Origin of the sequence: Vibrio frigidus (assembly GCF_042465995.1) — a bacterium.
Classification (GTDB): Bacteria; Pseudomonadota; Gammaproteobacteria; order Enterobacterales; family Vibrionaceae; genus Vibrio.
This window is the reverse complement of the sequence record NZ_JBCDMC010000014.1, coordinates 1-13,947: the sequence shown is the minus strand read 5'-3', so window position 1 is coordinate 13,947 and position 13,947 is coordinate 1. Positions and strand designations below refer to the sequence as shown.

Here is a 13,947-nt window from a genome sequence, read left to right as displayed (position 1 = left end):
GATATTACTTATTATGACAGGCTAAGTTAGGAAAAACTTTCATATAGGCGTTAAAAAACCGCTAAGCGTCGCTTAGCGGTTTTTTAATTATAGAAATTGTAAAAATGACGACGATTTATCGAAGTGAATCGATGAGTTCGCTTCTGCGTGCTTGAGAAATAACAGACCAATGTTCGCCATTTAAAGCGCCTTCAAGTGCCCACAGTAATTCGATATTAAGTTGGTCTTCTTGAGATGCCTGAATAGCTTTGAAAGCTTGTACAGAGCCCATTGTTCTCAATGCGGTAACCGAATTAATCCCCGCCTTTTTTAACATGCGCTCTGTACCTAAACGAAGGTTAGGCAGGTCTTTTAGGCGAGTGGGTTTTTCTTCCGCGTTCGATTCTTTCTCTTTATGAGCGGCTTTTAAAGCAAGCTCTGCTATTTTGAGTATCTGATCGCTATTATCCCAGTGTGAATTTGGGAGAGCAAAATACTTGGTAACAACAGGGAATCCACGTTTTTTGTATACATAAGGTTGGTAGTTTGCTTGCTTAAACTGTTTCTCAAGAGATTCGCAACAGCGAATATGAAGTGAATCATTAACGACGAGAGCAAACATGACGTCATCAACAAAGATGCCAAATCCGCCGAACATCGAGCGAGATTTTATCTTGCCAAATAATTCAAACAGTTTTAATGAGTTTTTAAGTACTGGTTTGTCCATTTTTATAAATCTCAGGTTAAAAATTGCATCAACCAATTCAGAACCGAGAAATTAACAAATATTTTACTTGAGATGTCAGAGGAAAGTTAGAACTCATGACTAATTTGTTAACCGGTCTTCGGTAACCCCGCTACCTTTTCAATTCTGCCAAATTGGCAAAATTAACGTGAGGCCGGAAGCTTTGCGTCCCAACTTTTCAATTGGTTTGCCCTGATCGTGACTCTATTAATATAGGTAAAGTTTGAACAAAGATCACCAATAGAATTTTCTAGTGTGATATTAGTCTCAATTATTCAGTGTAATTATGCATTTGTAGTCAATACTTAGTCAGTTTATGCTAAGTGTTTAAAATTAAACATTAATTTTTGATGTTTTTTACGCTTTCACGAACCATTAGCTCCGGATGCATTTCAAAAATACGCCTTTCATGTTCTTTGTCTTTAATTCTACTCAATAAAATCTCGAATGCGGTTTTACCGACGCGTCGCTTCGGTTGGTGGATTGTCGTTAATGGAGGTGAAAAATATTCTGCTAAATCAATGTTATCGTAACCGATAATAGAGATATCTTCAGGTATACGTATCCCATTTTGCTGAAGTCTACTCATCATGCCGAGGGCCATAGTGTCGTTAAAGCAAAAAATAGCGGTTGGTTTTTTATCCATAGCCAAAATTTTATCTGCTGTTTCGACGGCAGTATCACATTCAAAGTTACCTTCAAACACGTTAGCTTCATTAAACGTAATGTTGTTTTCTGCCAACGCTCTTTTATACCCGTCGAGTCGCTCAATACACAGTGTTTTATCTAAATGGCCACTCAAACAAACGATATCAGTATGACCGTTATCAATAAGAAACTTCGTCGCCAAGTAACCCCCTTCCTCGGAGTTATCGATTATCTTGTCTTTTGATTGCTCTGATAACGATTCACCTTGTCCCCAATCCATGAATACTTTTGGAATGTCAGCATGAGAGTCGAGCATCTGCTGGAGTTCATGAGTTAGGTCAGAACACATCACAAAAATACCGTCAACGCGCTTTTCAGCAAGCATGCGGATATAATCGCGTTGTTTTTCGTAGATACCTCCAGTATTACAAAGCACGAGAGTATAGCCTTGGCGATAACAATAGCTCTCGACACCGTTAATCACTTCTGCAAGAAATGGGTTGGTGGATTGAGTAACAAGCATACCGATAGTTTTTGTGGTATTGCATTTTAGGCTACGAGCAACGGCACTGGGGGCATAGTTCAACTCTTTTACCGCTTCGTTAACCCTTTGTTGAGTCGTTTCTGCAACAAAGCGAGTTTTGTTAATAACGTGAGACACAGTGGTTGTGGATACACCGGCTATGCGGGCGACATCTTTAATCGTTGCCATTATGGTTGTCCTATTCTGCGAAGGCTGAGTTTTTAGTGCGTATTATATCATACAGACATTGAAAGCGATTTCGTCAGCTAATGTCGAGAAAACACAAAAGCCGCTATTAAACATAGCGGCTGTCAGTAATCTTTACTCGTAAGTATGAGAACAATTTTATAGGCAAATAGCTCAGTAAACAATGATAGAAATTTAGTATTAAGATCTAGTACTCAGATTTAATACTTAGTATCTACATTTACCAAGGCTTACTCGCCAGTCAAGTAGACGCAATCTAGTTGACAGAAGTTAACTAGCAGTTCAGTAATGCTGCTATAGAAACCAAAGTCATCTAACTTGACACACTTTTCGCTGAACTGAGGGATCCAGCTCATCAGATAAGTTTCAATAAAATCTTTTTGTTCGACCAAAGCATCGTTTATGTGCTGGAGTTTTTCTAGTTCGTTGGAACGAATGATCATATTACCCAAAAAATCGAGTTCAATGGCAACGTGATCAGCGGGCTCGTTAAAGCTTTCCTTCACATCAATACCTTTGCTTTGCATCAATGCTTCCATCTCTCTAGCGGGTTTATCGTTGAGCAATTTTGCTTTACCAATGTACATCGATGCATAGGGAAGTGCACCAGCAGAATCAGTGGTTAAGAATAGTTCACAATAATCAGCGGCCAGCTCTAAATGAGCATCTTCTCTATCTTGTAAGCGGTTGAGAGCGTCGATGAATTTGTTTACAGGTTCTTTTAAGTTTTCGTTCTCTCCCAGTCCGGTTAAAAAAGAACGGATTTCATGAGATTGATATGTTTCAATTTCTTCTGGTGTTAGTTCACGCGCAAACAGGCTTGAGAGCCACCAATATATTTCAGCTCGTTTTTCGTTAAATGCTTTTGTCTCTTCCATCACGATATTTCCTAAACTAATGAGGTCTCTATTAGTGTAAGCAAAAAATGTGAATAGAACTAATCCAAAATATGAATAAATATGACAGGAAATGTAAGGAAATTAACCCAAAGTCAATAAGTTGCCTTTAATCAATAAAGTGACAAATTTTGCGCGTTTTTTAAAACTATTGCTAGAATTGTTAATAGATATGAATAAGATGCTATCAATCAAACAAGATATAAGCGGCGATTATGAGCAGTCATGTATTAGTTGTAGAAGATGATGTTGTCACTAGAAGTAAACTTGTCGGTTACTTTCAAAAAGAAGGTTATCAAGTTAGTGAAGCAGAAGATGGTCAGCAAATGCGTGGGATACTCGCTGAAAAAGAGATTGATCTCATCATGTTGGATGTCAACCTTCCGGGCGAAGATGGATTGATGTTAACGAGAGAGCTGCGTAGCCAGTCTACTATCGGTATCATTCTGGTGACTGGTCGAACCGATAGCATTGATAAAATTGTAGGGCTCGAAATGGGAGCGGATGACTATGTGACCAAGCCGTTTGAATTGCGAGAGCTTCTTGTTCGGGTTAAAAACCTTCTCTGGCGAATCTCTCTGGTAAATCAAATCCCAGAAGATAAAGAGCTTGTAGATATCTCTGGAAATACGGTTTATTTTGGTGATTGGGTATTTGATATTCAACGCAGAGCCTTATGCAAAGATGGCGAACCGGTGAAGCTAACCAAAGCTGAATATGAATTATTGGTTGCGTTAACGACGCATACCAATAAGGTGCTGAGCCGCGAGAGAATACTGAGCCTAATTAGTCATCGAGTCGATGCACCTAATGACAGAACGATTGATGTGTTAATAAGACGTTTACGTTCGAAGATGGAATATGATCCTAAGAATCCTCAAATATTCGTAACGGTACATGGAGAGGGTTACATGTTTGCCGGCGAATAAAATAAACGGAATGATTAGAGTAAAAAAGGCCGAGGATATTCCTCGGCCTTTTTTTATTCTGGTTGGGTAACCTTCAATTCCGTTTCTTCCGCAGTGAGAAGCGTATCTCGAACGTATGTCCACCAAAGGCCTAATTGTTCATGCCAATAGCGTTCGGTTTGCTCTAAATAGGCGGATTGGGGGGTGTATTTTTGCCAATATTGTTCGATATTCGATTGCGCCAAATAGTTAGTTGGTGCAGGCGTTGGATTCAGACCCGCAGAATTAAACTCCATAAGCGCTCTTTTCATATGGCTCGCAGAGGTGACCAAGACAAGTTTGCTTTGATTTACGAAAGCGGCGGCTTGCCTTGCCTCTTCCCACGTATCTTTTGCGGTTTCGAGAAGAATAATATCAGGTTTTGCGACACCAAGTGCTAACGCGACTCTTGCCATCATTTTTGCATGGCTGAATTCGGTACCTCCTGCGTAACCAGACAGGATTAATTTTGACCCTGGATACATTCGGATAATTCGAATCCCTTCAGTTAATCGCATTAACGCGGTCCGATTGAGTTCTGAAGTCGGTGGAATTTGATCATCTACAACATGGCCAGCACCTAATACCATTACATAATCGATGTTTTCATCCACCGGTAAAAAAACGGTAATCTCTCTTTCCATTGGCATCAATAGACGAGTAGAAACAGGTTGGAAAGAAACGAGAAAAATGCCAGTTAACGAGAAAAACACAAATAGCACGCCAAACTTGTGTCTCTGGGTAAACATAATAAATAACAAACCGATGAACCCGATAAATAATAGAGCGGGTAAGGGCATTGCTAGAGAAGAAACTATCTTTTTCAGCTCAAACATACTTAATTAGTCCGAAAAACCATCACTTAGAAGTAAAAACGCAGCATACCCCTTTATTCTTATTATTCCTATGACAGAATAGCGGGCTCATTTAAAAAATGATGTTCCAATCATAAAAATGGAAAGTATTGAGTGTGAAAATGATGGTCTAGCGCAAATATTTCAACGAATAGCGGGGCTACGCCATCGATTCTCTTTGTGTGATATCTCTTCAGAGATGTGCAACTTAGGGAAGCAAGACATTGTCAAAAACGGCTTACTTGGAGACTATTCGTTAATTTATTCTCTGGTTCAATATAGATCGGAGAAGGTGAAATAGTTTGCCTATATATTTAAGCGTAACAATTAATAGGAACAATGATGAGTGAAATAACTCAAGCGCTTTCACAGCAGCCGATAGAAGAATTGGTTAGTTGGGTGAAAAAACATGACTTCTCATTGAATCTCTCTAGCGAACGGTTGGCTTTTCTAATCTCAATAGCCGTTTTAGGGGATACAAAATTTGATGATGAGTTGGGTGAAGGAGAGCTGCATGATGCGTTCAAGATTGTCACTCAGCAATTTGAAAGTACCGGTGACGCGACCAGTTTCAGGGCAAACAACGCGATAAATGAATTAGTGAATCAAAAGCTAATCAGCCGTTTTACCAGTGAAAGCACCGATGGGTCAAGTATCTATAGGCTCTCGTCTTTAGCCATTGGTATTACAGATTATTACCTTAGGCATCGTCAGTTTTCAGAGCTAAAGCTCTCTATTCAGTTAGCGATGGTCTCCGATGAGATGGAGAAAGCAATGGCGGCCGCCCTTGAAGGTGGCGATATCGCTTACTGGCACAAGAAAGTGTATGGGGTACTGAAATACTCGGTTGGCGAAATATTCGATCAGATAGATCTAAATCAACGGGTAATGGATGATCAACAACAAGAAGTTAAACAGCAAATCGCTGAGCTACTAAACAAAGATTGGCAGGAAGCCATCAGTAATTGTGAATCTCTACTATCTGCTACCTCTAATACACTGCGAGAGCTGCAAGATACGTTACAAACAGTAGGCGATGAGCTGCAAACTAGAATTCTTGATATTCAAGAGCAAATACGCGGTGAAGAAGCGTTAGATTTTGTGGACCAAATTTTGTTTAGTCTGCAGGTCAAACTAGACCGAATTGTTAGTTGGGGGCAACAGGCGATAGACCTCTGGATCGGGTACGACAGGCATGTGCACAAGTTTATTCGCACGGCGATAGACATGGATAAAAACCGAGCATTCAGTCAAAGGCTTCGCCAATCAGTTAACGAGTACTTTGATGCTCCTTGGTATCTCACTTATGCTGATGCAGAAAAATTGACCGACCTTCGAGATGAAGCAATGGTTTTACGGGACGATGAGGTCACTGGTCATCTTCCCATGGAAGTTGAATACGAAGAGCTGCAACAAGTGAACGACGAGTTATCTACGCAGGTAGCGTCGATGTTGGCATTACATAAAGAGCAAGGTAAGGCGATAGAGCTTGGCTCGGTGCTGAAAAATTATCTCGCACAACACCCGCAAGCTCATCATTTTGATCTCGCTCGAATTGTGATCGATCAAGCCGTTAGGCTTGGATATTCTGAATCTGACTATCAGGCTATTCAGCCAGATTGGCAATCTATTAACGATTTTGGCGCAAAGGTACAAGCAAATGTCATCAATAAATACTGACGAATATATGCCAGACAAACTGGTAAAAGCGATAGCCAACCCACTGTTTCCGGCTTTAGACAGCATGCTAAGAGCAGGCAGACACATTTCAACCGATGATATGGACAATCACGCATTACTTTCTGACTTTGAAACGGAATTGACGTTGTTTTATCAAAGATATAATACCGAACTGGTTAAGGCACCAGAAGGGTTTTTCTATTTGCGACCCCGCTCAACGGCGTTGATCTGTCGCAGTGTCCTGTCAGAACTCGATATGCTTGTGGGGAAGGTGCTTTGTTTTCTTTACCTTAGCCCTGAACGTTTGGCCCATGAAGGCATTTTCACTAATCAAGAATTGTATGAAGAGTTACTCGTGTTAGCGGACGAGCAAAAATTAATGCGCATCGTTACCCATCGTTCTACGGGATCGGATCTTGATAAAGAGAAGTTATTTGAGAAAGTGAGAACTTCGTTAAGACGTTTAAAGCGACTTGGTATGGTTATCGCGATAGGAGAGGACGGAAAATTTCGCATCAGTGAAGCGGTGTTCCGTTTTGGAGCAGATGCTCGTTTAGGGGACGAATTAAAAGAAGCTCAATTGAGACTGATACGTAATGGAGAGGCAGTGACAGCCCAACAACTTGATAACGAACCCTCAGGAATCCAACGACAGAATGATAACCATGAACACGGCGAAGAAATAGAGGACGAAGCATGATTGAAAGAGGTAAATATCAATCACTCACCATGATTAACTGGAATGGGTTTTTTGCTCGTACTTTTGATATCGATGATTTGGTTACAACACTTTCTGGTGGTAACGGCGCAGGAAAATCAACGGCAATGGCGGCATTTATTACCGCACTTATACCGGATCAAACCTTGTTGCATTTCAGAAATACCACAGAGGCAGGTAGCTCGCAAGCATCAAGAGACAAAGGGTTATTCGGTAAGCTACAGCCTGGTGTTTGCTATGCAGCGTTGGATGTCATTAATTCAAGAAAACAGCGCGTCCTATTTGGTGTTAGGTTGCAGCAAGTCGCCGGCCGAGATAAAAAAGTCGATATTAAACCGTTTGTGATTCAAGGGCTGCCAAGCCAAATGAAGCCGACTGACGTGTTGATTGAAGCCTTATCTAACAATAGTGCTCGCGTCAGAACTATCAACGAACTTAAACAAGTAATTGGTGAGATTGAAGGGGTCCTGTTTAAAGGGTTCAATTCAGTCGCCGATTATCATTCGCAGATGTTTGAGTTTGGCGTGTTGCCGAAAAAATTGAGAAACAGCAGTGACCGTTCAAAATTCTACCGTCTGATTGAGGCTTCACTTTACGGTGGGATCTCTAGTGCGATCACGCGTTCGTTAAGGGATTATTTATTGCCTCAAAATGGTGGAGTTAAAAAAGCGTTTCAAGATATGGAATCAGCACTGCGTGAAAATCGAATCACGCTTGATGCGATTAAAGCGACGCAGATTGACCGAGACCTATTTAAGCATCTAATTACTGAATCAACCAATTATGTTGCCTCTGACTACATGCGTCATACGAACGATCGAAAAAGTCGACTCGATAAAGCGCTATCATTGCGCAGTGAACTGTTCACCTCAAGGCGTCAGCTAGTAGAGCAGAATCAACTGCTTAGTTCTATTCAGGAAGAGTTAGAACGCCTAATGGAGCAAGAGCTCGATCTTGAATTAGACCACCAAGCCGCATCCGATCATCTTCAATTAGTTCAGAATGCATTGAGACAGAAAGAGAAAATTGAACGCTACATCGATGACCTAGCCGCGTTAAATGAGCGGTTAGAAGAGCAGATGATGGTGGTGGAAGAGTCGCAAGAATGCGTTTTACATCACGAAGAACAAGCGGTACTGGCAGAGCAAGAAGTTGATAGTTTGCAGATGCAGCTGGCAGACTACCAACAAGCACTCGATGTGCAACAAACACGCGCGTTGCAATATCAACAAGCAGTAGAATCTTTGCAACAAGCGCGCATGGTCGTTGAAGACCCCACGCTTTGTCTTGAAAGTATTGCACCTCTATCCGCGAAGCTTAAGCAGCAAGAAAAAGAGCAAACTCAAACTTTGTTGGCGCTTAAGCATAAACTTGATATTTCGGCGGCGGCGGCTGAACAGTTTGAAGCAGGTTTAGGTTTGGTTCAAAGTATCTATGTTGATGCAGAAAGAGCGGACGTCTTAAAGTACGCAAAACAAGCGATAACGACACTAAAAGGTGGGGAGTTATTACTGGCAAATGAGCCGCAGTGGCAGTCACAATTTAAGGAGATCGAGCGCGAACTTTATCAACAGCAGCAGGCATTAGATCTTGCGGAGAGATATAGGAACGCATTTCAGTTTGATCTCAATGACGAGAGTGATGTGAGTCAAGAGTACCTGCATCATCAAGCATTGATTGAGCAGATAGAGCGCTCAATAGAGTCTGGCCGAGACCAACGAATCCAGCTTACTCAACAGGTACAGAGCTTTCAGTTGGCCATAAAGCAACTCGAAGCTCGCGCACCCGCATGGATAGAGGCAAACGAGGCGCTTGAACAACTGGTTACACAGACCGATGAACCGTTGAATAGCCGCCAAGCGGTTATGTCCCACATGCATAAAGTATTGGAAACAGAAAAGCAGACTAACCAAGAGAAAGAGCGATTAGCAATACGTCGGGATCAGCTCAATCAGCAAATAGAACAACTTGCCTCATCGGGGGGAGCAAACGACACACGCTTAAAAGACGTCTCGGTAACATTGGGCGGTGTCCTGCTATCAGAAATATATGACGACATTACTCTGGAGGATGCACCGTATTTTAGTGCCATGTATGGCCCTGCCCGTCATGCTATTGTTGTTTCAGATCTGAGTGGCGTGAAAGAAAAACTGAATCAAATGACAGATTGCCCAGAAGACATTTATGTTATAGAGGGCAACGTTGACGCGTTTGATGACAGCACATTCGATGCAAGTGAATTGGAAGGGGCTGTTTGCGTCCAATACAATGAAAGGCAATTGCGGTATTCTCGTTTCCCACAAATACCTCTATTTGGCCGAGCGGCACGCGAGCAAAGGTTAGATACCTTGCGAAAAGAGCGAGACGACGTTCTTGAGTTGCATTCTATAGCGGCGTTTGATTCGCAAAAAATACTACGTTTGTACCAAAGATTTAGCCAGTTTGTATCGATTCATATTCAAGATGCGTTTGACACGGACCCTGAAAAAGAGATGCAAAAGGTCAGGGCGACGTTAGCAGAGACTCAACGTGAGTTAAGCGGCATAGAGTCAGCGACTAAGCAACAGCAGTCTCTATTACTCCTAAGTAAACAAGCGATAAGTTTACTGGATAAAATCTTGCCTGTTATCGGTTATCTAGCTGAGGATTCAACCATAGAGGAAAGACGTTCAGACGTAGCGCGACAACTGGATAACGTGGCTGAAAGTAAAGAATTTATTAGCCGACATAAAGCCGGAATCAACGTGCTTGAAGGGTATCTTCCGGCATTGGCGAATGACCCCGAACAATCTGTCTTAATTGAATTGGAATACAAGCAGGTTGATCAAAGCTTACGGGCATTGAAACGTAATCAATTTGCTCTAGCTGATCTAAAAGAGCGTCGCGCTTATTTCGCTTACAAAGATTCTGTCTCAATGTTAGACAAAAGCAGTGAGCTAAGTGAACAGCTAAAACAGAAACTGCTTGAAGCTGAATCGTTTCGAGTAAATTATAGGGCGTCGTTAAAGCTGGTAAATCATGAATTTAATCAGACAAATCAAATATTAGTATCACTCAAAAGTGCTTACCAAGCCAAATCTGAGACCGTACAAGAATTTAAAGACGAGTTGCAAGAGTTCGGAGTTAGCACTTCTGAAGGTTCAGAAGATCGTGCTCGTACCCGCAAAGAATCGCTGTTCGATCAACTGCATTCTAGCCGAAACCGCAGGAGTGAGTATTCGCGTACTATTACCGCGACTGAACTGGAAATGAAATCAGTAACACAAACGCTAAAGCGTTCAGAAAAAGAATATAAAGAGATTCGAAATATTGCGGTATTGGCGAAATCAGGTTGGTGCGAGGTGCTACGCCTTGCGAAGCAACATGACGTAGAAAGACGCCTCTATCGCCGTGAACTCGCCTATTTAAGTGCTAGGGAGCTGCGTTCCATGTCCGATAAGTCTTTAGGAGCACTTCGTTTAGCGGTTGCTGATAATGAAGAGCTTCGTGACACATTACGAGCTTCCGAAGAAAATACGTATCCTGAACGCAAAGTGCTGTTTTACATTGCTGTTTATCAGCACCTCAAACAGCGTATCCGACAAGATATTATTCGCACTGATGACCCGGTCGAAGCGATAGAAGAGATGGAAGTCGAGTTAGCAAGGTTGAGTGAGGAACTGACGTTGCGTGAAAATCGTTTAGCGATCAGCTCCGATTCTGCAGCATCGATAATCAAGAAAACAATCCAACGAGAACAAAACCGTATTCGACTGCTAAACCAAGGTTTATCGAATATTAATTTTGGTCAGGTGAAAGGTGTTCGCTTGAACGTGAACATTCGTGAAAGTCACGAGACACTTTTAAAAGGATTGGCTCATCAACAGGATACGCACAGGGACCTTTTTGAAACCTCTCGTTTTACCTTTTCAGAAGCGATGGCTAAGTTGTTTCATCGTGTGAACCCGCATATCGATATGGGGCAGCGCTCTCCTCAAATATTGGGAGAAGAGCTACTCGATTATCGCAACTACCTTGAATTAAGCGTGGAAGTGAATCGAGGAACAGATGGTTGGTTACAAGCCGAATCAGGCGCGCTTTCTACTGGTGAAGCAATCGGAACTGGTCAGTCAATATTGTTGATGGTGGTTCAAAGCTGGGAAGAAGAGTCTCGTCGGTTGCGTAGCAAAGATATCGTACCATGCCGTTTACTCTTCTTAGATGAAGCCGCTCGATTAGACAGCAAATCGATCAATACATTATTCGAATTATGTGATCGCTTAGATATGCAGTTACTTATTGCAGCACCGGAAAATATCAGTCCTGAGCAAGGGACAACTTATAAACTCGTTCGAAAGATATTCAAAGACCACGAACATGTGCATGTTGTAGGACTGAAAGGGTTCAGTAAGAAGCAAAATCGCAATCAAGGATTGCAGGGAGATTTATTAGAAAATTAGTTCATACAAATAAATTGTAAAAAAAGAACGAATATAAAATAATGATATTCGTTCTTTTTGCCATTCAATAAATAAAAGTGAGTAGGTATAAGTATAGCTACTCACTTACAACGCCTTAAACCATTAAATAACATTAGGCATTAGTTAATAAATATTCGTATAGGTTTGCTATGTTGTAATGTCTCAAACTAATTAGAATCAACTCTATTGTAGGGTGAAGTTTTTACGTGGTATTTATTTATAAAATTGTCTGAATGTCAATAATATGACAATTATATTGTAATCTACTGTTTATGATTGTATTAATCATTCTTTCGGCTCCAGTCTGCATACGTATTAACCCTGTTTAGTATTTATTGGTGGAGCCTTATTATGAGTTGCGGAATTAAATGTTTTTTGTTCAGTATTATTATTATATTAGGAGGGTGTAAAGACGGTGATGGCATCGCGGGTGAAGTTATCGTTGATGATGATATCCCGGGTGAAGTGGACACAGGTTTAGATGAAACGGAAGATGACAGTGATGATCTGACTGTTCTCGACCCGAGTATTTCGTACCTGATAGCTTCAGAATCTATTCTAAGAACTGGATTGATAGCGCGAGAGCTAAGAGATGGCATGGACTTAGATGATGTATCGGTTTCTTATGAAAGCAATTTTCAGTTTCTGCTATCTAACAACACCCCTCGAACTCTTGTCCATCCAGTTGTACAAATAGGGGATTTGTTCTATACCATTGAACATACGGTTGAAGCATTCTCTACTATCACCGTAAAAAGCCCTGTATCTATTAGTGACACAACAATATTAATTTATGAAGAAACCCCCTTTTTTAGAGTGAAAATCAATTCATTTAATACCAATACGAATGACGATACAACATTAGATGCAACCGCAGCTCAGATAGAAAGCTTTACTAAAGAGATAGTTGGTTACCGGGTGATCAATAACTATTTTCCTTATGTAAATCAAGCTACTACTTACTTACTGAAGCGATCTGGGTTATTACCAACCTTATCAACGAAAGAGAATAGAATTCCAAACAAGAGTTACGATTGTGGGTTTGATCATTCAACGCCAATGCTACGCTATTCGGATAGTGATTCAGCGACAGAAAAACTGTTCAGTTTACTAAATCATAAGCCTAACTCTCATTATGAAGCTCGCTATGTAGATGGACTAGTTTATGGGATGGCGACGGTAGGGAATGGTTGGTTAAGTGTTGTTGATAAAGTGCTATATAAAAAAGGGCAGATTACGCCCAATGATATTTATTTGCATGAGAAACATCATAATCATGGTTTTAATCATGGTGGTGGAATGACCTACGGTTGGCCAGATATATCAGAAGCCTACATTAGAAAGGCCGACTACTCTTTTTTTGAAGACCCAGAATTACTTGCTACGTCGTTGGTGACAAAACATAGTGCTCAATTTTTACCTAATGGTACTGTACAAATTGATATTCGCTGGTTTCATAAAGACAAAGATAAAGAACAAACGCTCAATAATTTCTTATTTATTAGCGGAAATAAGATGGTCATTAATGAAATAGGATATGTAAATCAAGATGGGTCGATAACACCCGTTGGTTTTGATAACCAATATGATAACCGATTGATTACAATTTCAGAGGATAATATGCATATTAAAACTACACATTTTAATGAAATTAATAACCTTGAAATGCCAATTGGTTTGTACATAAATGCTAGTCGACCTCTGGAATCAAAATATGAATTACTAATGTTGGCAGGTGATGATGATAAACTTCATGGAAATTTGAAAATCGACTTATCTTACCTTGGGGTTGAAGATGAAGATGGTAAACGTGTAGTGTTTATCGAAAGAGAAGTTCAGAAAACAGAAGAAGGAAAATACGTTGATGAGGAACGGTTGTATTTACCGGAGGAAGCGAAACTATATTGTGAGAGTAAAGGGCTCGTATTGGGAATGCTTGACGCTTATAAAAGTGGAGCATTACTACGTTTTCAGTATAAATATTTGCCTTACAGCTCAATGGTTGGAATCTCTCCAGAGAAGGGCACTCCAGTTGCGATATTAAGCAAATCAAGTTACAAACCCAATGCGAGTAACTACACAGACAAAGGCTCACTCATCGTTTGTGCAAAACCAGACTAAACATAACAAAGCAATTTAAAAGCCAACCGCAATCATAGGGTTCAATGCCGTTCGGTTAACGTTATCTAAACCTGTCATCTCGATTAAAATGGGCCTATTTTCACGAAAACCAACGTCATCCCCATGAAAATGGGGATCTAAGATTCCCGTTTTCACGGGAATGACGAAG

General features: G+C 40.8%; 9 protein-coding genes and 1 riboswitch. Of the genes, 5 read left to right on the top strand and 4 right to left on the bottom strand.

What is annotated here, in order from left to right:
• Positions 1-115: 115 nt before the first annotated feature.
• The 3 genes from AACW90_RS19795 to torD all read right to left on the bottom strand — a co-directional run bounded on the left by AACW90_RS19795 (position 116) and on the right by torD (position 2,980).
• Positions 116-706, bottom strand: coding sequence for a TfoX/Sxy family DNA transformation protein (locus AACW90_RS19795; protein ID WP_390237992.1), 591 nt, complete (start codon positions 704-706; stop codon positions 116-118).
• A 117-nt stretch (positions 707-823) separates the two neighbouring features.
• Positions 824-926, bottom strand: a riboswitch (cyclic di-GMP riboswitch).
• 138 nt (positions 927-1,064) lie between these two features.
• Entirely contained in the window at positions 1,065-2,084 is a 1,020-nt protein-coding gene (locus AACW90_RS19790) for a substrate-binding domain-containing protein (RefSeq protein WP_390237990.1), read from the bottom strand.
• A gap of 248 nt (positions 2,085-2,332) precedes the next feature.
• Positions 2,333-2,980: a molecular chaperone TorD gene (torD, locus tag AACW90_RS19785; RefSeq protein ID WP_390237988.1), complete on the bottom strand. Its 648-nt coding sequence runs from the start codon at positions 2,978-2,980 to the stop codon at positions 2,333-2,335.
• Between the two features lie 233 nt (positions 2,981-3,213).
• On the opposite strand from torD, the gene torR reads away from it, so the two are divergent.
• Complete coding sequence (torR, locus tag AACW90_RS19780) at positions 3,214-3,927, top strand: two-component system response regulator TorR (protein WP_195702957.1); 714 nt, start codon at positions 3,214-3,216, stop codon at positions 3,925-3,927.
• A 53-nt stretch (positions 3,928-3,980) separates the two neighbouring features.
• On the opposite strand, the gene elyC is transcribed toward torR, so the two are convergent.
• Positions 3,981-4,781, bottom strand: coding sequence for an envelope biogenesis factor ElyC (elyC, locus tag AACW90_RS19775; RefSeq protein WP_390237985.1), 801 nt, complete (start codon positions 4,779-4,781; stop codon positions 3,981-3,983).
• Between the two features lie 360 nt (positions 4,782-5,141).
• Here elyC and mukF point away from each other — a divergent pair, with 360 nt between their 5' ends.
• The 4 genes from mukF (at position 5,142) to AACW90_RS19755 (ending at position 13,778) form a co-directional block, all read left to right on the top strand.
• Complete coding sequence (gene mukF, locus AACW90_RS19770; protein WP_390237983.1) at positions 5,142-6,479, top strand: chromosome partition protein MukF; 1,338 nt, start codon at positions 5,142-5,144, stop codon at positions 6,477-6,479.
• Positions 6,460-7,179 (top strand): chromosome partition protein MukE, encoded by a 720-nt coding sequence (mukE, locus tag AACW90_RS19765; RefSeq protein ID WP_390237981.1) that lies wholly within the window; start codon positions 6,460-6,462, stop codon positions 7,177-7,179. The genes mukF and mukE overlap by 20 nt, the downstream gene beginning before the upstream one ends.
• A complete protein-coding gene (gene mukB / locus AACW90_RS19760) occupies positions 7,176-11,636 on the top strand; it encodes a chromosome partition protein MukB (protein WP_390237979.1) in 4,461 nt (1,486 codons plus the stop codon). Before mukE ends, mukB begins: the two co-directional genes overlap by 4 nt.
• 372 nt (positions 11,637-12,008) lie before the next feature.
• Positions 12,009-13,778 carry a LolA-like protein gene (locus AACW90_RS19755; RefSeq protein ID WP_390237976.1) on the top strand — a complete coding sequence of 590 codons (1,770 nt, stop codon included), beginning with the start codon at positions 12,009-12,011 and terminating at the stop codon, positions 13,776-13,778.
• Positions 13,779-13,947 lie beyond the last annotated feature (169 nt).